This is a genomic window from Microbulbifer elongatus (assembly GCF_021165935.1).
Lineage (GTDB): Bacteria > Pseudomonadota > Gammaproteobacteria > Pseudomonadales > Cellvibrionaceae > Microbulbifer > Microbulbifer elongatus.
The window spans coordinates 1143432-1167277 of the sequence record NZ_CP088953.1; the positions used below are offsets into that span (position 1 = coordinate 1143432).

The 23846-nt window shown below is 58.7% G+C and carries 21 protein-coding genes; 13 read left to right on the top strand and 8 right to left on the bottom strand.

Annotated elements, in window-relative coordinates; translation table 11 throughout:
* Positions 1 to 166 precede the first annotated feature (166 nt).
* The 3 genes from entS (at position 167) to LRR79_RS04745 (ending at position 3450) form a co-directional block, all read left to right on the top strand.
* Positions 167 to 1462: an enterobactin transporter EntS gene (entS, locus tag LRR79_RS04735; RefSeq protein ID WP_231759259.1), complete on the top strand. Its 1296-nt coding sequence runs from the start codon at positions 167 to 169 to the stop codon at positions 1460 to 1462.
* Positions 1425 to 2198, top strand: a complete 774-nt coding sequence (locus tag LRR79_RS04740; RefSeq protein ID WP_231759260.1) for a 4'-phosphopantetheinyl transferase family protein — start codon at positions 1425 to 1427, stop codon at positions 2196 to 2198. The genes entS and LRR79_RS04740 overlap by 38 nt, the downstream gene beginning before the upstream one ends.
* A gap of 562 nt (positions 2199 to 2760) precedes the next feature.
* Positions 2761 to 3450 carry a TetR/AcrR family transcriptional regulator gene (locus LRR79_RS04745; protein WP_231759261.1) on the top strand — a complete coding sequence of 230 codons (690 nt, stop codon included), beginning with the start codon at positions 2761 to 2763 and terminating at the stop codon, positions 3448 to 3450.
* 61 nt (positions 3451 to 3511) lie between these two features.
* Here LRR79_RS04745 and LRR79_RS04750 read toward each other — a convergent pair whose 3' ends face one another.
* The 3 genes from LRR79_RS04750 to LRR79_RS04760 are packed head-to-tail and all read right to left on the bottom strand — an operon-like array spanning position 3512 to position 4774.
* Positions 3512 to 3760 (bottom strand): DUF2164 domain-containing protein, encoded by a 249-nt coding sequence (locus LRR79_RS04750; RefSeq protein WP_231759262.1) that lies wholly within the window; start codon positions 3758 to 3760, stop codon positions 3512 to 3514.
* Positions 3757 to 4557, bottom strand: a complete 801-nt coding sequence (gene map / locus LRR79_RS04755) for a type I methionyl aminopeptidase (RefSeq protein ID WP_231759263.1) — start codon at positions 4555 to 4557, stop codon at positions 3757 to 3759. Before map ends, LRR79_RS04750 begins: the two co-directional genes overlap by 4 nt.
* The gene (locus LRR79_RS04760; RefSeq protein WP_231759264.1) at positions 4550 to 4774 is read right to left on the bottom strand and encodes a ParD-like family protein; all 225 of its coding nucleotides are present in this window, start codon (positions 4772 to 4774) and stop codon (positions 4550 to 4552) included. The genes map and LRR79_RS04760 overlap by 8 nt, the downstream gene beginning before the upstream one ends.
* Positions 4775 to 4936: 162 nt before the next feature.
* Here LRR79_RS04760 and LRR79_RS04765 point away from each other — a divergent pair, with 162 nt between their 5' ends.
* The 3 genes from LRR79_RS04765 (at position 4937) to LRR79_RS04775 (ending at position 8420) form a co-directional block, all read left to right on the top strand.
* Positions 4937 to 5608, top strand: coding sequence for a pseudouridine synthase (locus tag LRR79_RS04765; RefSeq protein ID WP_231759265.1), 672 nt, complete (start codon positions 4937 to 4939; stop codon positions 5606 to 5608).
* A 220-nt stretch (positions 5609 to 5828) separates the two neighbouring features.
* Positions 5829 to 7415, top strand: a complete 1587-nt coding sequence (locus tag LRR79_RS04770) for an alpha/beta hydrolase (protein WP_231759266.1) — start codon at positions 5829 to 5831, stop codon at positions 7413 to 7415.
* Positions 7416 to 7541: 126 nt separating this feature from the next.
* Positions 7542 to 8420 carry a hypothetical protein gene (locus tag LRR79_RS04775; RefSeq protein ID WP_231759267.1) on the top strand — a complete coding sequence of 293 codons (879 nt, stop codon included), beginning with the start codon at positions 7542 to 7544 and terminating at the stop codon, positions 8418 to 8420.
* Positions 8421 to 8513: 93 nt separating this feature from the next.
* Here LRR79_RS04775 and LRR79_RS04780 read toward each other — a convergent pair whose 3' ends face one another.
* Positions 8514 to 10877, bottom strand: coding sequence for a Tex family protein (locus tag LRR79_RS04780; protein ID WP_231759268.1), 2364 nt, complete (start codon positions 10875 to 10877; stop codon positions 8514 to 8516).
* A 443-nt stretch (positions 10878 to 11320) separates the two neighbouring features.
* Between LRR79_RS04780 and LRR79_RS04785 the strand changes: the two genes are divergently transcribed.
* From LRR79_RS04785 to LRR79_RS04810, 6 genes are all read left to right on the top strand, one after another.
* A complete protein-coding gene (locus LRR79_RS04785) occupies positions 11321 to 12463 on the top strand; it encodes an efflux RND transporter periplasmic adaptor subunit (RefSeq protein ID WP_231759269.1) in 1143 nt (380 codons plus the stop codon).
* Positions 12464 to 12465: 2 nt separating this feature from the next.
* Positions 12466 to 15600, top strand: a complete 3135-nt coding sequence (locus LRR79_RS04790; protein ID WP_231759270.1) for an efflux RND transporter permease subunit — start codon at positions 12466 to 12468, stop codon at positions 15598 to 15600.
* A gap of 403 nt (positions 15601 to 16003) precedes the next feature.
* Entirely contained in the window at positions 16004 to 16744 is a 741-nt protein-coding gene (locus tag LRR79_RS04795) for a 16S rRNA (uracil(1498)-N(3))-methyltransferase (RefSeq protein ID WP_231759271.1), read from the top strand.
* Between the two features lie 107 nt (positions 16745 to 16851).
* Positions 16852 to 17214, top strand: a complete 363-nt coding sequence (locus LRR79_RS04800) for a hypothetical protein (protein WP_231759272.1) — start codon at positions 16852 to 16854, stop codon at positions 17212 to 17214.
* 39 nt (positions 17215 to 17253) lie between these two features.
* Positions 17254 to 17913, top strand: a complete 660-nt coding sequence (locus tag LRR79_RS04805) for an HAD family hydrolase (RefSeq protein ID WP_231759273.1) — start codon at positions 17254 to 17256, stop codon at positions 17911 to 17913.
* A 41-nt stretch (positions 17914 to 17954) separates the two neighbouring features.
* Positions 17955 to 18119: a hypothetical protein gene (locus LRR79_RS04810; RefSeq protein WP_231759274.1), complete on the top strand. Its 165-nt coding sequence runs from the start codon at positions 17955 to 17957 to the stop codon at positions 18117 to 18119.
* 34 nt (positions 18120 to 18153) lie between these two features.
* Here the strand turns inward: LRR79_RS04810 and LRR79_RS04815 are convergent, their stop codons facing one another.
* Complete coding sequence (locus tag LRR79_RS04815; protein WP_231759275.1) at positions 18154 to 18906, bottom strand: hypothetical protein; 753 nt, start codon at positions 18904 to 18906, stop codon at positions 18154 to 18156.
* A gap of 241 nt (positions 18907 to 19147) precedes the next feature.
* Between LRR79_RS04815 and LRR79_RS04820 the strand changes: the two genes are divergently transcribed.
* Positions 19148 to 19780: an OmpA family protein gene (locus LRR79_RS04820; protein ID WP_231759276.1), complete on the top strand. Its 633-nt coding sequence runs from the start codon at positions 19148 to 19150 to the stop codon at positions 19778 to 19780.
* A gap of 49 nt (positions 19781 to 19829) precedes the next feature.
* On the opposite strand, the gene metF is transcribed toward LRR79_RS04820, so the two are convergent.
* The 3 genes from metF to metK form a co-directional block, all read right to left on the bottom strand.
* On the bottom strand, positions 19830 to 20669 hold the full coding sequence (gene metF, locus LRR79_RS04825) for a methylenetetrahydrofolate reductase [NAD(P)H] (RefSeq protein ID WP_231759277.1): 840 nt from the start codon (positions 20667 to 20669) through the stop codon (positions 19830 to 19832).
* A 103-nt stretch (positions 20670 to 20772) separates the two neighbouring features.
* Positions 20773 to 22149: an adenosylhomocysteinase gene (ahcY, locus tag LRR79_RS04830; RefSeq protein WP_231759278.1), complete on the bottom strand. Its 1377-nt coding sequence runs from the start codon at positions 22147 to 22149 to the stop codon at positions 20773 to 20775.
* A gap of 110 nt (positions 22150 to 22259) precedes the next feature.
* Positions 22260 to 23480 carry a methionine adenosyltransferase gene (metK, locus tag LRR79_RS04835; RefSeq protein ID WP_043320170.1) on the bottom strand — a complete coding sequence of 407 codons (1221 nt, stop codon included), beginning with the start codon at positions 23478 to 23480 and terminating at the stop codon, positions 22260 to 22262.
* Positions 23481 to 23846 lie beyond the last annotated feature (366 nt).

Here is a 23846-nt window from a genome sequence, read left to right on the forward strand (position 1 = left end):
CGGGACCGCTGTAAACCCATCCCTGGGCGCTGCGGCGCAAACATCCTGTTTGCGACGCTCCCAAAAACCTACACCCGGGATTTTGCTTTCACAACAGGCCTCGTAACTTCGTAGGGTGGATACGCAAAGCGCATCCACCAAAATTTAGAAAATATTCTCAATTGCTATGTCTAAGAAAAGTATCTTCGTCGATTTTTCCATCCTGAAAACCAACCGGCATTTCAGAAATGTTTTTATCGCCCGCACCATTTCCCTGTTGGGCCTGGGCATGTTGTCGGTGGCAATTCCGCTGCAGACCTACGAGTTGACCAAAGACAGTTTTCATGTAGGCCTGGTGATGGCCATTGAGGGTATCGGACTGTTTGTGGGCTTGTTGTGGGGAGGCGTATTGGCAGATCAGTACGATCGGAAAAAACTGATTCTGTTTGCGCGCTCGACCTGTGGCATCGGTTTTCTCGGGCTTGCGCTCAATGCGTGGTTGCCAGAACCTCAGCTGTGGGTGCTGTATGCACTGGCGGCATGGGATGGTTTCTTTGGCGCGCTGGGGGTGACGGCGCTGTTGGCAGCGATGCCGTTTATCGTGGGGCGCGAGCATCTGGTGCAGGCGCGGGCGGTGAGTATGGTGTCGATGCGTCTGGCCACGGTGATTTCGCCGGCGCTTGGCGGGGCGATCATTGCGGCGAGTCATGTGGGCTGGAACTATCTACTGGCGGCGCTGGGAACCGGGTTGACGCTGATTCCGCTGCTCGGTCTGCCGCGTATGCAGCCGCCGCCGATGGCGTCGCACAATCCACTGCGGGCGCTGGCGGATGGGTTTGTGTTTATCTGGCGCAGTCCGGTGGTGCTGGCAGTAGTATTGCTGGGTACGCTGGTGACCCTGATCACCGGGGTGCGGGTGTTGTTTCCGGCCTGGGTGGAGACGATATTTGCCGGTGGCGCGTTTGAGCTGGGGCTGTTTTATGCGGCGGTGCCAGTGGGGGCGACGCTGGGGGCGTTGGTGAGTGGCTGGGCGAACCATGTGCGGCGGCCCGGCGTGGTCATGGCGCTCACGGCGCTTGGCGCCTTTGCGGTACTGGCGGTGTTGGGGCTGAATGCCAACTTGCCCGTGGCTCTGGTGCTGCTGGCGGCATTTGGCTATCTGGTGTCGATTACCGGGCTGCTGCAGTACGGTCTGGTGCAGGAGGCGACGCCGGACCAGTATCTGGGGCGGGTGAATGCCATCTGGATGGCGCAGGATGCCAGTGGAGACTCGCTGGGCAGCGTGGGCGCGGGGGCCCTGGGGAAATTTTTGTCGACGTCCCTGAGTATTTTTGCCTTGGGCGCGGTGAGCTTCGGCCTGGCACTGCTGCTCTGTGCGATGTTTGGCACGCTGCGGTCGTTCGGTAAAGAAGCGCAGGAGGTAAGCAGTTCTGGAGAAGACTCTGATGCGGCAGGCAACCGGAAAGAATTTGCCTCGGGATGACCGGGGTTTTATTGGCCAGGTTGAATCTCAGGTGGATCCGCGTACCGGCGTGCGCATGGTCAGCTGTACTTTTGAGGTAGACAGGTATCATCCATGCTGCTACGACGTATTGGGTATCGCGATGCCTCCGTCGATCAGACGCTCGGTGCCTAAACGGCAGGCTGAGTTTCTCGCCGGCCGCTATGCGGGAGCGCTGGCGTTGCAATATCTGCCATCGGTGCACAATCAGTGTGTCCAGATCGGTATTGGCGCACAGCGCAACCCACTCTGGCCCAGTGGTGTGGTCGGTTCTATCTCCCATGTGGCCGGCATGGCAGTGTGCGCGGTAGCCCCCAGTGCAGAAATGGATTTTCTTGGTATCGACGTGGAATTGTGGATGTCCGCCAAAACTTGTCGTGAGGTGGCGAGTACTATCTCTACCGGTCGGGAACGGGATCTGTTCCAGGCTGAGGGTATGTCCGAGCACGTGGCTCTCACCCTGATCTTTTCCGCGAAAGAGAGCCTGTTCAAGGCGCTTTACCCCGCAGTGCAGGATTTCTTTGGCTTTGAGGTGGCGGAAGCATCCGAGCTGTGTCTTGAGAGTAAGATATTGACACTGCGATTGAGCGAGTGCTTTGCCCAAACACATAGCTTACAGAGGGAGTATGTGTGCCATTTTACCCTCGCGGAGCAATGCGTGCAGTCGGTTGTCTGTGGGGGGGTACCGGGGCGCGCGAGCACTCGCTTTATCAAGTGATATCGCCTCGTAATACCCGCAAGGCCCAGCGGCAGAATACACCTGTCATTGCTGTCGATATCCGGTGTGGCGACACGCGCTGCTGGTCTCGGGGCTTAGCGCCTGCAACTTATATGATCGGTTTACGGTCATGCGATGGTCGCGGTCACCTGGGGTAGTGTGATGAAAGGTTGTCGTAGTACATGCCTGACTCTGACCCGGTGCATGGGTCACTCTGGCTCAAGTGTGTGGTAGCAATAGCGGTGGTGAATGTCTCTACCAGTTGCGGAATCTGTTTCTGAGCGATGAAGACCTGGATCGCGACCTTGAGGCGCCTATACGTGCGCAGCCGGCTCTGGGGCAGTTGGAGCGGAATTTATGATCTGATGTTTGGGAAATATTGCGGAATAATGATTAATATGGCGCGAAAATGGTGCAATAGTACGGGTAGTTGTTGTGCTGAATGACAAATTGCTCGAACTTTGTGCGTTCCTTGTACGATTGACCGATAATTGACCATTGTATAGGGTGCGTGTTTCGTACATCGGGTGCACCCGAAATTAGTCCCTTTCGAGGATTCGATATGGTTTCCAGTAGCGGAGCTGGCGAGAATTTTTCCGCTGCTTCCCCCCGCAAGCCAGCGGCAACCAACAAGAAGGCGGAAAAGCGTGAGATCGCCAAGGCGAAGATCCTGAATGCCACTCTGGACCTGATTGCCCGCAAGGGGCTTGCTGCTCTGTCGCACCGTTCCATTGCCAGTGAAGCCGGTGTGCAGTTGGCGATGACGACCTATTACTTCGGTACCATCGACAATATTCTGGTTGCGGCGTTCGACGAGTACTGCAAGTCGATGCAGCCGGTGAACGAGGATCTGCGGCGGGCGCAGCATGAGCTGTTGTCCCGCTCTGTTGATAGCAACGGAGCCTTAAAGGATCGAACGCAATATATCGAAGGGGTCGCCGAGGTCTTCGCACAGCTGATTGATACCGGGCCCACCGCCCGTCTGCGGCAACTGCGCATCGAATGCCAATATCTGTACGAGCAGCATCCGTCCGCTGCCCTGGCGGAAAAAATTCACGGATACAATGACTGGCTCTCGGGTATCGCCCGCGAATTTATCGAGCCGCTGGGAACCGACGCGCCGGAGCTGGATGCACAGATGTTTATGTGGATGGTGCAATGCCTGGAGTTTTCCGCGGTCACCAGTGTCGGTATCGACGGCGCCAGCAGTCGCCAGGTGTTGTTGCGCATGTTGCGCGGCATGCTGGTCTGAGCGGGCAGCTTCCCATAGTTCCGAGAACTGCATGTTTCGGCACGTCGATCGCGCGCGTGCATCAGTAGCTCTCCGGTTGCTCAAGCTCCTGAATCACGTATCCCACTTCCTCGGCTTTCTCATTAAAGATCTGCTGGGCATCAAAAATACCGCGGTTGTAGAAATAGGGCCCCAGCTCTCGGGCAAAAAAGTCGATTAAAAACTCTGCTTCAAAGCCTCCGATATCCTGATCCAGTTCATCGTGGAAATAGGATTTGATCTTGCTGACCATACGTTCTTTCTGGTCTTTTGAGAAACGGATTTCTTTCACAGTCTACTCTCGGGTTTTCTGTGTAAGTCGGCCTCTTCGACACGCAGTGTCAGGACTTCATAGCCATCCGCGGTCACCAACACCGTATGCTCCCACTGAGCGGACAACTTTTTGTCCCGCGTCACTACCGTCCACCCGTCTTTTAGCGTTTTGGTTTTGTGGGTGCCCTGGTTGATCATCGGTTCGATGGTAAAGGTCATGCCCTCCTGCAGCACCTCTCCGGTATGCGGGCGGCCAAAGTGCAGTACCTGCGGGGCCTCGTGCATTTCCCGGCCTATGCCGTGGCCGCAGTATTCCCGTACAACGCTGTATCCACAGTGCTCGGCGTACTTCTGGATTGCGTGACCAATATCGCCCAGTCTGGCTCCGGGGCGCACTTGGGCAATCCCTTTCCACATGGCCGCATAAGTGGCCTTCACCAGCTTGTGTGCGGCTGGGGCAACCTCTCCGATCAGGTACATTTTACTGGAGTCGGCGACAAAACCATTTTTCTCCAGGGTGATATCCAGATTGACGATGTCGCCGTTTTTCAGCTTGCGCGATGCGCTGGGCACGCCGTGGCACACCACTTCATTGATCGAACAGTTGAGTGTATAGGGGTAGTCGTACTGACCTTTGCTGGCGGGGCGGGCATTGAGTGTCTTGACGATATAGTCGTCCACCTGACGGTCGATCTCCATGGTAGTGACCCCGGCTGCGACAAATTCATCCAGCATGGCGAAGACCTGGCTGAGCAGCCGCCCCGACGCACGCATCAGTGCCTGTTGCTGGGGCGATTTCACCTGCACCCTATTCATGAGTACCGGACTCCTCGCGCACCAGAGTTTCCAGGTTGGGTGCTGGATTGCGCAACAGTATCTTGCACAGCTGGGTGTAATTCAGGTCCGGGTTGAGCTCTGCAAGCATGCCGATGCGCACCCAGAACTCGGCCTGTGCGTTGATTGACCGCGACATGACGGTACTTGCGTGACGGATCTCATCGTGCAGTGCGTCGGAAATTTTGACGATTCCCACCGAGTGTTCCTCCCTATAGTGGTGGACAGGGATAGTGGTATTTATATATGAAATATATATAAATCGTATATCCCATGGGGAGTGATGACAAGGTGTAGTGTGTGCTGGGAGGGAAGAATTGCGTAAGCTTGCGGCTATTTGCTGTTGTGCCGAGGTCAACCCTTGCGTCCCTATACCCCCCCTGCCGACCCTTTTCTTGATGTCGTCTACAGTGACGCCCAGCTGCTGGTACTGGACAAACCCAGTGGCCTGCTCACTGTGCCCGGGCGTGACCCCACCCACAAAGACAGCCTGGCCAGCCGCGCACAGCAGGAGTACCCGGGTGCGCTGATCGTGCACCGACTGGATATGGATACCTCCGGGCTGGTGGTGATGGCGCGGGGGGCGGAGGTGCACCGACAGCTGAGCGGTCTGTTCCAGAATCGGCAGGTAGAAAAAAGTTACCTGGCGCGGGTATGGGGTGAGCCCGAGCAGGATGAGGGCGAGGTGGATCTGCCGTTGATCTGTGACTGGCCGAACCGGCCGCGGCAGAAGGTGTGCTTCGGGTCCGGCAAAGCGTCCCGAACCCGCTGGCAGAAACTCGAAAGCGATGGAGGCGCCACCCTGCTGCGCCTGCTGCCGATAACCGGGCGCTCGCACCAGTTGCGGGTGCATATGCAGGCGATCGGGCACCCCATACTGGGTGATCCATTCTACGCCCACCCCGATGCCGAAAATGCGGCACCGAGGCTGTTACTGCACGCACAGGAACTCGGTTTTGAGCACCCCACGCTGGCGCGGCCGATGCATTTTTTCTGCGATGCAGGTTCGGAATTTCAGTCGTCCACCAATTAACCGCAGCAGGGGTTGATACGTAGCGGAATACCGCCGGGAAACAAAAAATTCCGTTTCTACAGGGCAAAGGTCCCAATCCCGGATAAATTTTATGCTCTGAAATAGTGTGACCGGGTATTATTCGACGACTTGCACAGGGATTTTCAGCGGACTGCACGTCACAGTGGCAGCAGCCGCAACACACAAAAGGTGCGCCGAGCGAATAGAAAGGAGTTAACCGGTGGCGGTTACGATCAATACCCTGGGTGGCCTCGCACCCTCTAGGGATGGTGTTGAAGTCAAACTACCCGCGTCCAAACGCACTCGCGCCCTGTTGGCCTATCTTGCGATAACCGCGCGCCCGCATCGCCGCGACAGTTTGTGCGAGGCGTTCTGGGAATCGCCCAATGACCCGAGGGGCTCATTGCGCTGGTCTCTCAGCAAGCTGCGACCAGTGGTGAACAGCCCGGGTGTTGAGCGGCTGCGCGCCGACCGTGAACGGGTCGCGCTGGACGCCAGTGACATCGACATCGATACCCACTTGCTAGCGAAAGAGCTGCGCCGACCCTCCCTGAGTGTGTCCCGGCTCGGTGAAATCGCCAGTTGTCTCAATGCGCCCTTTCTCGAAGGGCTGGAGCTACCCGAGCAGGATATTTACCAGCGCTGGCTGAACGGCGAGCGCCGCGAGCAGGAGCGGTGCTTGACACGCGCCTGCGCGCGACTGGCACAGCACCCGGATCACGCGCTGGATGAGCAACTGGTGTGGACCCGGCGCTGGCAGGAGCTGGCACCACTGTGCCCCGATGCGGCCACTGCGCTGGTGACTCTGCTGGACCGATTGGGGCTCACCGCCGAACTGGCCCGCACCAGCGAAGAGCTTGCCCACCGGTTCCGGCGCGCAGCCATTTCCTGGTCGGTTGCAGACCGGGTGCAAGCCGCAACGGGTCCCACGCCCGAGGCCGCCGGCCTCACTGGCCGCCAGCTGCTGGCGCGCCAGAAAATTCACTTCTGCCGCGCCAGCGACGGCGTCCGCATCGCCTACGCCTCGGTGGGTGAGGGGCCGACGATTATCAAGGCCGCCAACTGGCTCACCCACCTCGAGCACGATTGGGAGGCGCCGGTATGGAGTCCGCTGTTTCGCGATCTCGCAGCCGATCACCGTTTTATCCGCTACGACGAGCGTGGCAATGGGTTGTCCGACTGGAATGTCGACGAAATTTCCTTCGACTCGTTTGTCGCGGATCTGGAAACGGTGGTCGATGCCTGTGGGGAGCAGCGGTTTTCCCTGCTGGGTATTTCCCAGGGCGCGGCAGTCTCTATTGAGTACGCGGTGCGCTACCCGGAGCGGGTGCGGCACCTGATTCTGTTTGGCGGCTACGCCGCGGGCTGGCGGATTGGTGCCAGCGACGCTCTGACCCGTGAGCGCGAAGCAGTGATGACACTGACCGCTACGGGCTGGGGCCAGGATAACCCGGCCTACCGGCAGATTTTCTCCTCGACGTTCCTGCCCTCTGCCAATAGCCAGGAGCTTGCCTGGTTCAATGAGTTTCAGCGACGTACTACTTCGCCGGAAAATGCGGTGCGCTTCCTGTCGGTATTCAGTGATATCGACGTGCGTGCACGGCTGGCGCAAGTGCGGGTGCCCACTCTGGTTCTCCATTCGCTGGGTGATCAGCGAATCCCCGTGGAGGTGGGGCGAAATCTGGCCGCCTCGATACCCAATGCGGAGTTTGTCGGGCTGGATAGCAACGGCCACCTGCTGCTGGGGAGTGAAGCCGCTTCTCGCGACTTCCTGCGGGCAGTGCGCGAGTTTATCGCGCGGCACTGATATCAAGGGATCCTCAGCAACTTCTGTCCGATTACCACGCTTTTTCAAATGCTGACTACAACGTCACTCCTGTAGCCTTGTGGCCAATGAACCACTCGGGAATCGCTACAGGGAGTCACAGTCACAATGCTTACGGCAACGGAATTTACCCGTCAGTTAATGGGGTTGAGAGAGCAGTACCGGGCGGATAATGCCTGGGTGGGGAACTGGCGCACCGGTAGTTGGAACGACGAAAACACCATGGCGCACTACATCCACTGTGCGTACAACCTGTATCGCGCGACCGCCACCAACATGTTGAAGCTCACTCTGCTCGGCGGTACGCAAATTCGGCTTGATGATGCCTATATCCGCAATTTTGGCATCACCGGGGCCAATGGAATACAGGACAGGGTCACCAAGGAACATGTCTACGCAGAGGTCATGCGGCGCATCGGGCGTACGACCAACCCCAGTCCCACAGCCGACAGAAATCCGGCGGCGGTTGTGCGCAGTGGCAGTATTCTGAGCGAGAAAGGCTGGACCCCAATCCTGAATGACGCCCTGATTATTGGCGCCGCCTGCGGTCGGCAACAGTTTGCACTCGCACTCACGTCCACGGAGCAGTTGCGCTGGGAGCGAATCAATGGCGACAAGGTAACCCGGTTCGCGGTGAATGCCTCGCGCTTTGGCGAAACACCAGCGCTGAAAAACGCCTGGAAGTCCTTTTTCAATGCCAGCAAAAAAATGTTTTTCGATGGCGGCAACCCGCGGGTGTTCACCAGGGAGTTACTCGGCCTGTACTTTTTTGGCTATACACCGGAATACTCCTGGCACCAGCTGGTTTTCCGGCCACCACAGGGGGGTGTGGTACGCCCCACATTCAACCTGTATCTCGATCAGTTGCGCAATGTGAACTTCCACACCGGGGATAACACCCGAATTATGCAGGCCATTTCTGACTTCCTGTTCAACGAGCCCGAGGCACTGGGGCAACCCTGGACCCGTAGAGTGGTGGCAGTCTAGGCTGCAGCAGGAGCGCGGCTAGGGTAGAAAAAATGGATAAAAAAAGGGGCGGCCACTGGCCGCCCCTTTACTTTTCCCGGGAATAGAAAGTTTTTACTTTTTACCCTTCATCGCCGCCGCCAGCAGGTCGCCCATACTGCCGCGGCCACCGTTGCCGCCACCCTGTTGCTGGCGGCTGCGGTTGTTGTGGCCCTGTTTTTGATACCTCTGGGCCTGGCGGCTTTCGCGGTGATCGCCGCGCTTCACACCGCCGCTGCCCTGCTCACCGGGCTCGTCACTCATGCGCATGGACAGGCCGATACGCTTGCGTGCGACGTCTACTTCCATCACTTTCACTTTGACGATGTCGTTCGCCTTGACCACTTCGTGGGGATCCTTGACGAACTTCTCGCTCAGCGCAGAGATGTGCACCAGGCCGTCCTGGTGCACGCCGATATCCACAAAGGCACCAAAGTTGGTGACGTTGGTGACAGTGCCTTCCAGAACCATGCCCGGGCGCAGGTCCTTGATCTCCTCGACGCCGTCTTCGAACTTGGCGGTGCGGAATTCCGGGCGCGGGTCGCGGCCGGGTTTTTCCAGCTCGCTGATGATGTCTTTTACTGTGGGAATACCGAATTTTTCATCGGTGTAGTCGGCGGGATTCAACCTGCGCAGAAAACCGGAGTCACCGATCAGGCTGTTGATCTCGCGGCCGTTTTTCTCGGCGATACGTTTCACCACCACATAGGCTTCCGGATGCACACCGGATTTGTCCAAGGGGTCTTCCGCGTTGTTGATACGCAGGAAGCCGGCAGCCTGTTCGAATGCCTTGGGGCCAAGGCGCGGTACTTCTTTCAATTGTTTGCGGCTTTTGAAAGCACCGTTCTGATCGCGGTAGCTGACGATATTGGCAGCGATGGAGGCGGAGAGGCCGGAAACCCGGGTCAGCAGCGGTGCGGAGGCGGAGTTCAGCTCGGCGCCGACGCCGTTTACACAGTCTTCCACCACCGCGTCCAGGGAGCGTGCCAGTTGCGACTGGGATACGTCATGCTGGTACTGGCCCACACCGATGGATTTGGGTTCGATCTTCACCAGTTCCGCGAGCGGGTCCTGTAAACGGCGGGCAATGGAGATGGCGCCGCGGATGGTTACGTCCAGATCCGGGAACTCCTTGGCGGCAAACTCGGACGCGGAGTACACGGAAGCGCCGGCCTCGTTCACCATCACTTTCTGCGCGGTGAGTTTGAACTGTTTGATGGTCTCGCCCACGAACTTGTCGGTCTCGCGGCTGGCGGTGCCGTTGCCGATGGCGATCAGGCCCACGTCGTACTTTTTGCACAGGGTGGCGATCACCGCAGCGGATTCTGCCAGCTTGTTTTGTGGCGGATTCGGGTAGATGGCGGTGTGATCCAGCACCTTGCCGGTGGCGTCTACCACTGCCACTTTCACCCCGGTGCGCAGGCCCGGGTCCAGGCCGATGGTGGCTTTCTGGCCGGCAGGCGCAGCCAGCAGCAGGTCTTTCAAGTTGCGGGAAAATACTTTGATGGCTTCTTCTTCGGCCTTCTCGCGCAGCTGGCTCAGCAGATCGGTTTCCAGGCTGGTGAGCAATTTGATGCGCCAGGTCCAGCGCACCACTTCACCCAGCCATTTGTCTGCCGGGCGGCCCTGATCTTCGATTTCCACGTGGCGGGCAATCATCGCCTCACAGGGATGGGCCTGGGTTGGCGCGCGCTCTTCGTCGCCTTCCAGCCCCAGGTTGATCGCCAGAATACCTTCGTTACGGCCGCGGAAGATGGCCAGAGCGCGGTGGCTGGGCACCTTGGCCCAGTCTTCCGCGTATTCGAAGTAGTCGCGGAACTTGGCGCCTTCCTCTTCCTTGCCGTCCAGCAGCTTGGATTTCACCTGGCCGTCGCGGCTCAGGAAATCCCGCAGCTTGCCCAGCAGCTCGGCGTCCTCGGCGAAGCGCTCCATCAGGATGAACTTGGCACCGTCCAGCGCGCCCTTGATGTCTTTGACGTGCAGGGCGGCGTCTTCGTTGTCGCTGTTGAGGTACTTCTGCGCTTCCTCTTCCGGGTTCAGGGTGGGATCGGCGTAGAGGGCGTCGGCGAGAGGCTCGAGGCCCGCTTCGATGGCGATCTGGCCCTTGGTGCGGCGCTTGGGTTTGTAGGGGAGGTAGAGGTCTTCGAGGCGGTTTTTGGTGTCTGCGGCGTTGATCTGGCTCGCCAGTTCCGGGGTCAGCTTGCCCTGCTCGTCGATGCTCTTGAGGATCGCCGCGCGGCGCTCTTCCATCTCGCGCAGGTAGCGCAAGCGGTCTTCCAGGGTACGCAACTGGGTGTCATCCAGTTCACCGGTGACCTCCTTCCGGTAGCGGGCGATAAATGGCACCGTGGCGCCCTCGTCCAGCAGTCCTACGGCGGCGGCCACCTGTTGTGGGCGCACGTTCAGTTCTTCGGCGATACGGGCGTTGATATCCAACATCTTGTTATCTACTTCCTCGGAGAGTCATTAACAGAGAGTCACTTACACAGAGTCATTGGTGTTACACAAAGTCGACGGCAGTGCCGGCCGGGTAAAAGGGCGGCCATTATGGGCCATGCAGCGCCACTGACCAAGATTGAAAACCGTGCCGTTTTACTCTTGCCACCACCGGCGCAAAATTGCGCACAGTGGTCATTTGCGGTCAAGCGCATTCTGCTGCGACGACTGGTTTCTGTGAACAGTTCCAAAGTTGTGCAAGCCCTGTAGAATGGCCAGCTAGTTAAATTTTGATCAGCGGAATTGCCTGTGAATCCTTCGAACAAAAGCACCAGCAAAAATAAAATCTTGGGAATCGTTGTCGCGGTGGGGGCGGCCGCCGTGGCTGCCGTGATCCTGCTTGCCCCCAAACCTGAGGAAAAGTTGCTGAAGCGGCGTTGCCGCCGGTGGCCGACGTGGTGTATGCCAACCCCGGCCGTCAGACCCTACTGGTACCCAGTCAGGGCTCGGTGCGTGCCCGTCACGAGATTGAGGTGGTGGCGCGGGTGGGCGGTGTCATCGAGAGTGTGAACGACGCGTTTGTCCCCGGTGGCTTCTTTCAGCAGGGCGATTCCCTGATCCAGATTGAGGCCGCGGATTACCGCCATGCCCTGACCCGCGCCGAGTCCCAGGTGGCCAATGCCGCCGCGACCCTGGCGCAGGAGCAGGGGATGGCCAAACAGGCCAAGCGGGAGTGGCGCGATCTGGGCACCAAAACCGCAAATAACCTGTTTCTGCGCAAACCGCAGCTGGCCGCGGCGGAGGCCGGTCTGGCCGCGGCAAAAGCCGATCGCGACCAGGCCAAGCTCAATCTTGAGCGCACCGCAGTGAAGGCGCCGTTTGCCGGCCGTGTGGTAGAGACCCTGGTGGATATCGGCCAGTACATCACCCCGGGTACCAGACTGGCCCGTATTCACAGCACCGGGGTGGCGGAAGTGCGCCTGCCGCTCACCGACCATCAGTTGTCCCTGCTGGAGTTGCCCCTAGGGAGCGCCATTGAAAATGGCCCGGCGGTGCGGGTTACCGCAAGTCTCGCGGGTAAGGCGCGGGAATGGCGCGGCCAGATTGTGCGCACTGAGGCCGCCATCGATCCCAATAGCCGCTTCGTGTACGCGGTCGCCCAGATCCAGAACCCCTACGCCGGCGAAGCGCCGCTGATCAACGGTCTGTTCGTAGAAGCGCAGATTGCCGGTAAGACCTACGACGACATCAGTGTGCTGCCCCGTCAGGCCCTCCACGAAGGTGGTCATATACTGGTGCTCAACGAGGAGAACCAGCTGGGATTCCGCGATATGGACCTGCTGCAGGCGGTGGGTGAAGAGGTTTGGTTGCGCGGAGATCTGGCACCTGGAGAAAAGGTGGTGGTTTCCAGCCTCGGCTATTCCCGCGAAGGCATGGTGCTGACTCCGAATCCTCTGAACGAAAAGCCATCCGGGCTGCTGCTCGGTGAGCAGGGGGACGATGACGGGGCGGACGGCGCCAGCGAGCAGGACGATGAACCGGCGGCTGAAGCCGGCAGCACCACGGTTTCGGCGCAGGGGGCCTACTGATCATGCAAGGCATCATTGGATGGTTTGTCCGCAACAGCAAGGCCGCCAACCTGTTGATGATCATGATCATCATCGGCGGCCTGTTTGGTATTTCCCACGTGGGCCGCGAGGTATTCCCGGCGATCAACCCGGGCATCGTCAAGGTCGATATCAGTTATCCCGGCGCGGGCCCTGCCGAGGTTGAGCAGCAGGTCACCCTGCGGGTGGAGCAGGCAATTGCGGAAGTGAAAGGCATCAAGGAGATCAACTCCTGGTCTGCCCGCAGCCACAGCACCGTGCGCATCGAGGCCCAGGAGGGCTACGACGAGCTGCGCCTGCTGAACGACATCAAGGTGCAGGTGGACTCCATCAGCACCTTCCCCTCGGACATCGAGCGCCCGGTGATCGCGCTGGAGGAGTGGGAACAGCAGATGATGATGATCGCCATCGGCGGTCCGGTTTCCGACCGTCAGCTGAAGCAGACCGCGCTGGACCTGCGCGACAAGCTGATGTTGCTGCCCGGTGTGCGCCGGGTGGACGTGTGGGGGGACCGCGCGGATGAAGTCTCCATCGAGGTATCCGAGGTCAATCTGCGCCGTTACAACCTGACCTTTGACGACGTGGCCACTGCGGTGCGCCGCTCCTCTCTCGACCTGCCGGCGGGCCGTGTGCGCTCAGACCGCGGCGATATTCAGGTGCAGACCCGCGGTCAGGCCTATACCCAGTCTGATTTCGAGCGCATTCCGCTGTTGAGCCGTGCCGACGGTACCCAGCTGCTGCTGGGTGACGTGGCCACCGTCAACGACGGTTTTGAGGAAGAGGGCTCGATCATCCGCTTTAACGGCGAGTCGGCGATGAACCTGCGGGTAATGCAGGGTGAGCCACTGGACGTGGTGGCTACCGCTGAAGCGATCCGCGAGTTTATGAAAGAAGCCCGGGAAACCCTGCCGCCGGGGATGGAGTTTGAAACCTGGTTCGACTTCTCGGAAGCCTATGAAAGCCGCATGAGCATGCTGTTCTGGAATGCGGTGACCGGCCTCGCGCTGGTGTTTGTGCTGCTGATGCTGTTCCTGCGTCCGGCGCTGGCGGTGTGGGTGACCATTGGTATTTTCACCGCTTTTATGGGCGCCTTCTGGCTGCTGCCAGTGACCGGGGTGACCCTGAATATGCTCTCGCTGTTCGCCTTCCTGATGATTCTCGGGATTGTGGTGGACGACGCGATCATCGTGGGGGAGGCGGTACATGCTGCCCATGACCGCGGGGAAACGGGACTGAAAGCGGCCGAAGCCGGGGTGAAGACCGTGTCCGCGCCGGTGATCTTTGCGGTGGTTTCCACCATGGTGTTCTTTATCCCCATGCTGTTCCTGCCCGGGGTAACCTCGCAGATGATGCTGGCGCTGCCGGTGGTGGTACTGCTGTGCCTGGCCTTTTCCCTGGTGGAGTCCCTGCTGATCCTGCCAGCGCACCTGGTCAACCTGAAACCGGAAAAGAAGGCGACTTCCGGAATCGGTATGAAACTGCAGTCCGTGCGCGGCAAGTTCGCCGCCGCCATGCAGCAGGCCGGCGACAAATACTATATGCCGCTACTGGAAAAATCCCTCGGCAACAGCCGCGCCACGGTGATGATCTTTTTTGTGGCGCTGGCTCTGTCGTTTGCGGTATTCAAGGGCGGTTATATCGGCTCCGCCTTCTCCCCGGAAGTACCCTCGGACATGCTGGAACTGAGAACCACCATGGCCCAGGGTGAATCGTTCGAGGAAGCCAAGCGGGTGCTGCAGAAGTTCGAGCGCGCCGGTGCGCAACTGGCCAAAGACCCGGAAATGCTTGCACTGAACGGTGACAAGCCGTTTGTGGAAAACACCATGGTGTTCCTGTGGCGCGGCAATGTCACCGTACTGCTGCAGCTCACCGATGGCGAACAGCGGGATGTCACCTCCGAACAGCTGGCACTGAAATGGCGCGAGTATGTGGGCGAACTGCCAGCCAGCGTGGAAGAAATGAAAATCCACCACACCATCAACGATGGTGGCGCGGGTATGTCGCTCAACCTGAGCACGGCCTCCGGCGATATGGACGAACTGCGCCGCGCGGCGGATGCGGTCAAAGAGGCGCTGAACAACTTTGCCGGTGTCTACGACGTGCGCGACAACCTGGTTGCCGCCCGCCAGGATATCGAAATCCAGTTAAAGCCTCACGCCACCAATATGGGGATCGGCCTCGCCGATGTAGCCAAGCAGGTGCGTCAGGGGTTCTACGGTGAAGAAGTCCAGCGCATCCCCCGCGGCCGTGAAGACGTGCGGGTGATGGTGCGTTATCCACAGGAAGAGCGCGCCAGCGAGGACCAGATCGACCGCATTCGCGTGCGCACCGCGGAAGGCGAAGTGCCCTTCAGTGCGGTGGCCGATGCGGTGTATGTGCCGGGTTACACCACCATACGCCGCAATGATCGCGAGCGCACGGTGCAGGTAACGGCGGAATTGATTCCGGGTTCGGCCCCGGCGTTCGAGATTCTTAAACAGCTGCGGGAAGAGAACCTGAAACAGTGGGAGGCGCGTTTCCCGGGCTTCAGCCTGAAGACCGCCGGTGAGATGCAGGAAGAGGCGGAGTTCGGCACGGCCATTCTGGCGTTCTTCATTCTGTCGCTGTTTGCGATCTACGCGCTGCTGGCGATTGCGTTCCGCTCCTACTCCCAGCCGCTGCTGATTCTGACAGCGGTGCCGTTCGGCTTCTTCGGCGCGATTCTGGGGCACCTGTTGATGGGCTATGACATCAGCATTATGTCGATGCTGGGCTTCCTGGCGGCGGCGGGTGTTGTGGTGAACGATAACCTGGTGTTGATGGACCGGATCAATCAGCTGCGGGCCCAGGGGCTGGCGGTGATGGATGCGGTGGTGCAGGCGGGACGCGATCGTTTCCGTCCGATCATCCTGACTTCGATCACGACGTTTATCGGTCTGGTGCCGATTATGTTCGAGCGCTCGATTCAGGCGCAGTTCCTGATTCCGATGGTGGTGAGCCTGGCGTTTGGTGTGCTTTGTGCGACCTTTGTTACGCTGATTCTGGTGCCGAATCTGTATAAGGTGATTGAGGTGCTACGGGTTAAGTTTAAAGGCGAAAAGGCTTCCGACGAGTTACCTGTTAGTTTCGAGAAAGCCTGATTGATGGTGCGTTGCTGGGCCCTGTTGGGGCCGGTGACGCAGCCCATTTGGTCCGGTGGCGCCCCTGATCGGGACGGGGTAATCCGATACTCCACAACCTCATCGGCAATCGTTCCGTATCGAACCACCCCGTCCCGATCAGGGGCTTCGCGTTTTACTTCTTACGAGGCAGCTGACGTTGAATGAAGGTGGAGTGCCGGGTAGTAGTTTTCAAAAGCGTCAGCGACAGGGACGTCGCTGACGCAGCGTACAGGGATGTATTCACAGCGGTTTTGAAAACTACTACCCGGTGCTCCACCGCCACCAAATCGGGTCAGAGCTTTACCGAGCTGGCGCATACCTACAACTTAACCGCTTCCTGTATTACCCTTCACGCAATGTTTTCCTAGAGTTGGAACTCCCTTTGCGTATTCCCCGTATTTTTTCCTCCGAGCCGTTGTCCGGCCAATCTGAAGTCCAGCTAGACGAAGCCGCTTCGCGCCATCTGGTGAAGGTGTTGCGCCTGGGGCCCGGGCGTCCGTTAGTTCTGTTTGATGGCTCGGGTGGGGAGTATGCGGCGGAGTTGCTTGAGGCTGGGAAGAAGGCGCGGGTCAAGCTTGGTGCCTTTGTTGAGGATGATCGGGAGTCGCCGCTGGGGATTACTCTGGCGATTGGTATTTCTCGCGGGGATCGCTTTGACTGGGTGATCCAGAAGGCAACAGAACTGGGGGTGGCGCGGATTCAGCCGTTGTTTACGGAGCGCTGTGAGGTGAAGCTGTCCGGTGATCGCCTGCAGAAAAAGCTGGGGCAGTGGCAGCAGATAGCGATCAGTGCCTGTGAGCAGTGCGCGCGCAATCGGGTGCCGGCGATTTTGCCGCCGCTGAAGTATCCGCAGTTTCTGGAGCAGGCAAAACAGGACGATACTCTGAAGCTGGTGCTCCACCACCGCACCGAGGCGACGCTGTCGGAGCTGGAACAGCAGTCCGGGCGGCCGGATACCGCGCTATTATTGGTGGGGCCGGAAGGTGGGCTGTCCGCGGATGAGATTGCGCTGGCATTGCAGCAGGGCTTCCACCCACTGCGTCTGGGCCCGCGGGTACTGCGGACCGAGACGGCGCCGGTCGCAGCGCTGTCTGTTTTACAGTTCCAGTGGGGCGATATTTAGCGCCCCCCTCGTGATTCCCGCGCTGGAACATCATGCCGGGCCTGATCCGGTAAGGGAATTCCGAACTCTCCACAATCCGGAAAATGCCCAGAAGCAAAGGTGAAGATATGAAAGCTCTAGTCTGGTTGATTGGCGTGGCGATCACGGCCATGTCTGTTCTGGTGATCCTCAAGCCACAGATCGCGCGGGATATCGGCGAGCGTATGAACCCACAGATGTTTTATTTTGGTTGCTGGGCGCGGATTATTATCGGCATGGTGTTCCTGCTGATATCCGATACCCGCAGTTGGGGCACCCTGTTCAATGTGCTGGGTATCTTCCTGATTGTGGTCGGCGCCTATGCGTTGCAATCGGGTTACGAGCGCACCAAGGAATTCGTACTTGGCATTGTGCACGGCAATGAAAATATTGTGCGTGTGGCCGGCGCCGTGGGAGTGCTGATCGGTATTCTGCTGATTTCGGCGACCTGAAGCAGTTAGCTCGAACATGGCAGAAGAATAGGAAGTGTAATGGATAGATTTGCGTCGAATACCCAATTGGTCATTTTTGATTGCGACGGGGTACTGGTGGACAGTGAAACCATCGTCTGCCGGGTGCTGGCGGAAGAAATGACCAGGCTGGGGATGCCGGCGACGGCGGAGGAGCTGGATGAGCAGTTCAGTGGTCGCCCCTCCAAAGATTGTATTGTGGATATCGAAACCCGCTACGGTGGTCCGCTGCCGCAGTCCTATTTCAATGCCACCGAGCGCCGCATCCGCGAGGCTTTCCATACCGAGCTGGAAGCGGTGACGGGTATCCACGAGGTGCTGGAAAAGTTGCAGACCACCGACCTGCAGACCTGCGTCGCTTCCTCCGGCCCCCACGCCAAGATGCAGATCACACTGAACAAGACCGGACTGTGGGACTATTTCGATGGTCGTATCTACAGTGCTGACGACGTGGGCCGCGGCAAGCCCTGGCCGGATCTGTTTCTGCACAGTGCCGCGCAATTTGATATTGATCCGGCCCACTGCCTGGTGGTGGAGGATTCCATTGCCGGGGTAAAGGCCGCGGTGGCGGCGGGTATGCCAGTGATCGGATACAGCCACAATGGCAACCGCGCCCGTCAGCTGGAGGCGGAAGGGGCGCGGGTGATCAATGATATGCAGTTGTTACTGGACTATTTTTAACGGTCTTTTTTGACCCATCGATGACCCACCGAGAGGCGAACATGAGTACGATGAAACGGATTCTGATTGCGGTTGTCTGTCTGTTCGCAGCGATCGCCTGTTATGTCTTTGGTATTCCCACCGGCGGTGCGGTCTTCCTGGTGCTGGGCTTTTTGCTGGAAGGTCTCTTCTGGTTCCAGCTGACCCGACGCAAGCGGGCCAGCTGATACACCGGTCATTTTGCTTGCTCTGGCAAGTTCACTACTCGGTGAGTCGCACCTGCACCGAAGCGCTGCGGCGGGTGTCTTTGTCATCCACAAAGGTGCGGGTGTAGCGCACCTCATATATGCCCTGGGCGATCAGTGTGCTGACCAGTCCCTGAGGCAGTTCCACCGTCTCCCGCAGAGGCTTGCCCGCTTCCGCGGTCAGCGGTTCTGATACTTCATAAATCACCCGGTCGCCCACCATAAACTGCCCACTCACCGAAGACGCGCTGATCTCGCCGAGGTCACTGTCCAGGTTCCACGCCATCATCAACTTGCGGGATTTGCCACTTACGGTCTGTGATGGCGGCGAGGCCTGCACCTGGGCCAGGCGTCCACTGGCATCCAGGTCGAACAGAATATGGTTCGACAGGCTCCCGGCGGCGCCGGCAAATACCCGCCGGTAACCCACGCGGCGTACGCCCTTGGCGTGCCAGCTGCGTGCCTGCACCGGCGAGATCTGTACCACCTCGGTGACTTCGCCGCGGTCACCGCTGAACTCCAGAATCTGATCCACTACCGCCAGTTCCTGGTTGTTGTCCAGGTTCACAAATACTCCCCGCGGTGATGCCGCGCCCCCTTTGCTGGCAACCCGCCAGGTGACCTTCTCCTGGTATCCCTCGCTGGCGTTGAGCCAGGCATCACCAGGATCTACGGTCACAATCTGCTGCGCGGTGACGCGTGCGCCAAACACTAGCGAAAGTGTGATGGCGCCAATGCCGAGAATTGAAAGCAGGAGTTGTTTGTTCATTACCTTCTCCGTAAGGGCGGTCGGACGGCTAGGTCGGATGGCTAAAGAGTATTCGCGTATCTTGCCTAGCGTAAGGTGCGATGGGTCCGCCCGGAAGCCCGCGACCTTGGCACGGCGTTCCCGCAGCTTACTCCCGATCAGTCCCCCCGACTAGGGAAAGGGGGCCGTCGACCCTAAACTCCCGCTGTCTGCCTCGGCGGAAAAGATTGATTGCAGCAATGTAGAGGAGCCGGCTCCTGTTATGCCTACGCCATTTTTCGTTACTGACCAGTCGATACGGCGCCCTTGTGCGGTGCTCGGCGCTGTACTCTGTGCACTGCTCGTCAGTGGTTGTCCCGACCCCGCCAAAAAATACTCTCTCGACCCGCGGGACTTGGTGAGTAACGGTCTCGGTGAGAAAAGTGCCCGCGAGGCAGCGCCCTTCGGGGACGATATGGTGCGCTACTTGATGGGGCAGGCCCGCGAACACGGAGATAGTTTCGTCCTCGACGTCGACTTCGAGCCCGGTGGGTTTGCACCAAAAATGGATACCCTCGGGGATATCGAAGCACTGCTGGTGATAATGCGAGATTTTCCCGCACTTAAAATCATCGTGGAAGGTCATACCGACAATGCCGGCGATCCGGACAAAAACCGAAAACTGTCGCAGTGGCGGGCCAATTGGGTGAAGCAGTTTCTGCTGGAACGGGGGATACATTCAGAGCGGGTGGAGGCTGCGGGCCTGGGTGACTCGGACCCGATTGCCGATAACGAGACTCAGCGCGGGCGCGAGCAGAACCGGAGACTGGTGGTGCGAGTGATCGATTTCGATGGCAAACCGATACGCGTTCGGATGGGGAATCCGCAAAAACTGAACAAACCGCTGCAAAAGTAAAAGTTAGCAGTAAAGAAAACCCGGTGGTGATATTGCCACCGGGCCCAGTTTATTTCTGGCTGGTGATTTCCAGTGCGTTCAGGATGTCCGCAGTCGGCCCCACCTGATTCATGGTGTAAAAATGCAGTCCCGGCGCGCCACCTTCCAATAGCGTTTCACAGAGATCGGTCACGATCTCCAGTCCGAGCTTTTTCACGTCGTCCGGATCGCTGAAGCTCTCCATACGGTACTTCAACCAGCGGGGAATCTCCGCCCCACAGTTGCGCGAGAAGCGCGCCAGATTGGTGAAGTTGGTAATCGGCATGATGCCCGGATAGATGGGGGCATCGATACCGGCTTTTTCACACTGATCGAGAAAGTAGAAATAGGCATCCGGGTTATAGAAGTACTGGGTCAGAGCGCTGTTGGCGCCCGCCTCGAACTTGCCCTTGAGGAAGCGGATGTCGGCGTCGTAACTTTCCGCTTCCGGATGGATTTCCGGGTAGGCTGCCACTTCCAGGTGGAAGTGCTCGCCGGTGTGGCGGCGAATAAAGTCCACCAGCTCATTGGCATATACCAGTTGTGCCACCGAGCCCATACCGGAGGGCATGTCGCCGCGCAGGGCAACGATGCGATCCACACCGGCGTCCTTATACCGGTTCAACAGACCGAGCACGATTTCTTCGTTGTCGCCGCCGAAAGACAGGTGTGGTGCAATGGATACGCCTTTTTCGCGCAGACCACACACAATATTGGCGGTGGTGTCGCGGGTGGTGCCGCCGGCGCCATAGGTCACGGAGAAAAATGCCGGGTCGAATGCCTGCAGTTTTTCGCGCGTATTTTTCAGTTTTTCCCGGCCCTCTTCGGTCTTGGGTGGGAAAAATTCAAAGCTGATACGTAAATCACTCATTATTCTGTTCCATTCCCTCGGCTTTCTGGATCCCGGATCAAATCCGGGATGACGGAGCATCGTCATGCCGGCGCAGGCCGGCATCCAGTACCTGAGAGGTCAATTAATACTTGTAGCTTTCCGGCTTGTAGGGGCCATCCACGGAAACACCGATGTACTTGGCCTGGTCTTCGGTCATGCGGGTAATCACACCGCCAAAGCCTTCCACCATGTACTTGGCCACTTCCTCGTCCAGGTGCTTCGGCAGCACCTTCACGTAGAGCGCGGATACTTTCTGGTCCGCCGGCAGGTCGGCAAATTTTTCTTTGAACAGGTGGATCTGCGCCAGTACCTGGTTGGCGAAGGAGCCATCCATAATACGGCTGGGGTGGCCGGTGGCGTTACCCAGGTTGACCAGGCGGCCTTCGGACAACAGCAACAGGTGGTCGTTGGTGGCCGCATCGCGCACGATCTTGTGCACCTGGGGTTTTACCTCCTGCCACTCCCAGTTTTCACGCATAAATGCGGTGTCGATTTCGTTATCGAAGTGGCCGATATTGGAAACCACCGCACCGGACTTCAGTGCCTTCAGCATATTCGCGTCGCACACATTGACGTTGCCGGTGGTGGTGACGATCAGATCGGTGTTCGCCAGCAGTTCCTTGTTGATGCAGGACTCGGTACCGTCGTTGACGCCGTTGATATACGGGGAAACCAGCTCGAAGCCGTCCATGCAGGCCTGCATGGCGCAGATGGGGTCGACTTCGGTGACTTTTACGATCATGCCTTCCTGACGCAGGGAAGCGGCGGAACCTTTACCCACATCGCCGTAACCGATGACCAGCGCTTTCTTGCCGGACAGCAGGTGGTCGGTACCGCGCTTGATGGCGTCGTTCAGACTGTGGCGACAGCCGTATTTGTTGTCATTTTTACTTTTGGTTACTGAGTCGTTTACGTTGATCGCCGGTACCTTCAGGGTGCCTACTTTCAGCATGTCCTGCAGGCGGTGTACGCCGGTGGTGGTCTCTTCGCTGATACCGTGGCACTTATCCAGCAGCTCCGGGTATTTGCGATGCAGCAGTTCGGTGAGGTCGCCGCCGTCATCCAGAATCAGGTTCGGCTGCCAGCCGGGTACGTCTGCGCCGATGGTGCGCTCCAGACACCACTCGTACTCTTCTTCGGTTTCGCCTTTCCACGCAAATACCGGAATACCGGAGGCGGCGATGGCCGCGGCGGCGTGATCCTGGGTAGAAAAAATGTTGCAGGAGGACCAGCGCACTTCCGCGCCCAGGGCCACCAGGGTCTCGATCAGGACCGCGGTCTGGATGGTCATGTGGATGCAGCCCATGATGCGGGCGCCCGCCAGTGGCTGCTCGGCGCGGTATTTTTCCCGCAGGGTGATCAGCGCGGGCATTTCGCCTTCGGCGATTTCAATTTCCATGCGGCCCCAGTCGGCCAGAGAGATATCAGCGACTTTAAAGTCTTTGAATTCGGTGCTCATTTGGTTCACTACCTAAATCTTTGAAGTTTTTCCCCGTCATACCGGCGCACGCCGGTATCCAGTTTCGTGGCGCTGGATTCCGGCCGGCGCCGGAATGACGAAAATATGAATTAAATACCCGCCTGTGCGCGCAGGGTCTCGGCCTTGTCGGTCTTTTCCCACGGGAAAGCGGTAAAGGTTTCCACCTGCTCTTTGCCGTTGGTATCAATCCATTTGTAGCTGTGCTCAAACGGATCGCGACCAAAATGACCGTAGGCGGCGGTGAGCTGATACATGGGGTGCAACAGGTCCAGTGCCTTGGAGATTGCGTAGGGGCGCAGGTCGAAGTTCTCCCGCACCAGCTCGATCAGGCGCTCGTCGCTCACCTTGCCGGTGCCGAAGGTATTGATGGAAACCGAGGTCGGTTCGGCGACGCCGATGGCGTAAGACACCTGAATCTCACAACGGTTGGCGAGGCCGGCGGCGACGATATTTTTTGCCACGTAACGACCGGCGTAGGCCGCAGACCGGTCTACTTTGGACGGGTCCTTGCCAGAGAAGGCGCCGCCACCGTGACGGGCGGAACCGCCGTAGGTATCCACGATAATTTTGCGCCCGGTCAGGCCGCAGTCGCCCACGGGGCCGCCGATGACGAATTTGCCCGTTGGGTTGATGTGGTATTTGGTGTTTTCATGCAGCAGGTCGGCCGGCAGTACATGGTGCACGATCAGTTCCAGCACCGCTTCACGCAGGTCTTCCTGAGTGACTTCTTCGTTGTGCTGGGTGGACAGTACCACAGCGTCGATCGCGCAGGGCTTGCCGTTTTCGTCGTAGCGGAAGGTCACCTGGCTTTTCGCATCCGGGCGCAGCCACGGCAGCAGGCCGGACTTGCGCGCTTCCGCCTGACGCTCTACCAGACGGTGCGCGTAGTACACCGGGGAAGGCATAAAGGTCGGAGTTTCATCGGTGGCGTAGCCAAACATCAGGCCCTGGTCACCGGCACCCTGGTCTTCCGGTTTGACCCGGTCAACGCCCTGAGCGATATCCACCGACTGTTTGCCGATGACGTTGATCACTCCACAGGTTTCACCGTCATAACCCACCGCGGAAGAGGTGTAACCGATATCGGTAATCACCTTGCGCACCAGATCTTCCAGATCCACCCACGCAGAGGTGCTGATCTCACCGGCAATTACCGCGATACCGGTTTTTACCAGCGTCTCACAGGCAACTCGCGCATTCTTGTCACGGGCCAGCAGCGCGTCCAGAACCGCGTCGGAAATCTGGTCGGCAATTTTATCCGGATGGCCTTCGGATACCGACTCCGAAGTAAAAATGCTGTATTCACTCATTTTGAGCTTCTCCTTTTTCCGCTTCCGGCGGTTGGCGTCAATCTCGTTTGGTGCTTCGTAGCTTTTTGTTCGAAGCACTGTTTTTCGCTTGGTGGTGGGCAAGGTGCCGGTGAAAGGTTTTGGAACCGAGCTAGGCGCCCCCCTGTGAACCCATCCCTGGGCGCTGCGGCGCAAACATCCTGTTTGCGACGCTTCCGAAAAGGTGCACCCGGTGCTCTGGCTTCGCCGCAGTCACTGTACTTTGTAAGCAGCTTTCGATAACTGGGTCGAAGTAAATCAGTACGAATCGAAGGGCGAGGTGCCGGTGAAAGGTTTTGGAAGCGTCGGCGACAGGACGTCGCCGCCGCAGCGCCCAGGGATGGGTTC

What these genes read in the sequence shown, in the direction of transcription:
- entS (WP_231759259.1), top strand. Translation starts at nt 167, where the DNA reads ATGTCTAAGAAAAGTATCTTCGTCGATTTTTCCATCCTGAAAACCAAC.
- LRR79_RS04740 (WP_231759260.1), top strand. Translation starts at nt 1,425, where the DNA reads ATGCGGCAGGCAACCGGAAAGAATTTGCCTCGGGATGACCGGGGTTTT.
- LRR79_RS04745 (WP_231759261.1), top strand. Translation starts at nt 2,761, where the DNA reads ATGGTTTCCAGTAGCGGAGCTGGCGAGAATTTTTCCGCTGCTTCCCCC.
- map (WP_231759263.1), bottom strand. Translation starts at nt 4,557, where the DNA reads ATGAATAGGGTGCAGGTGAAATCGCCCCAGCAACAGGCACTGATGCGT.
- LRR79_RS04775 (WP_231759267.1), top strand. Translation starts at nt 7,542, where the DNA reads ATGCTTACGGCAACGGAATTTACCCGTCAGTTAATGGGGTTGAGAGAG.
- LRR79_RS04780 (WP_231759268.1), bottom strand. Translation starts at nt 10,877, where the DNA reads ATGTTGGATATCAACGCCCGTATCGCCGAAGAACTGAACGTGCGCCCA.
- LRR79_RS04790 (WP_231759270.1), top strand. Translation starts at nt 12,466, where the DNA reads ATGCAAGGCATCATTGGATGGTTTGTCCGCAACAGCAAGGCCGCCAAC.
- LRR79_RS04800 (WP_231759272.1), top strand. Translation starts at nt 16,852, where the DNA reads ATGAAAGCTCTAGTCTGGTTGATTGGCGTGGCGATCACGGCCATGTCT.
- LRR79_RS04805 (WP_231759273.1), top strand. Translation starts at nt 17,254, where the DNA reads ATGGATAGATTTGCGTCGAATACCCAATTGGTCATTTTTGATTGCGAC.
- LRR79_RS04810 (WP_231759274.1), top strand. Translation starts at nt 17,955, where the DNA reads ATGAGTACGATGAAACGGATTCTGATTGCGGTTGTCTGTCTGTTCGCA.
- LRR79_RS04815 (WP_231759275.1), bottom strand. Translation starts at nt 18,906, where the DNA reads ATGAACAAACAACTCCTGCTTTCAATTCTCGGCATTGGCGCCATCACA.
- LRR79_RS04820 (WP_231759276.1), top strand. Translation starts at nt 19,148, where the DNA reads ATGCCTACGCCATTTTTCGTTACTGACCAGTCGATACGGCGCCCTTGT.
- metF (WP_231759277.1), bottom strand. Translation starts at nt 20,669, where the DNA reads ATGAGTGATTTACGTATCAGCTTTGAATTTTTCCCACCCAAGACCGAA.
- ahcY (WP_231759278.1), bottom strand. Translation starts at nt 22,149, where the DNA reads ATGAGCACCGAATTCAAAGACTTTAAAGTCGCTGATATCTCTCTGGCC.
- metK (WP_043320170.1), bottom strand. Translation starts at nt 23,480, where the DNA reads ATGAGTGAATACAGCATTTTTACTTCGGAGTCGGTATCCGAAGGCCAT.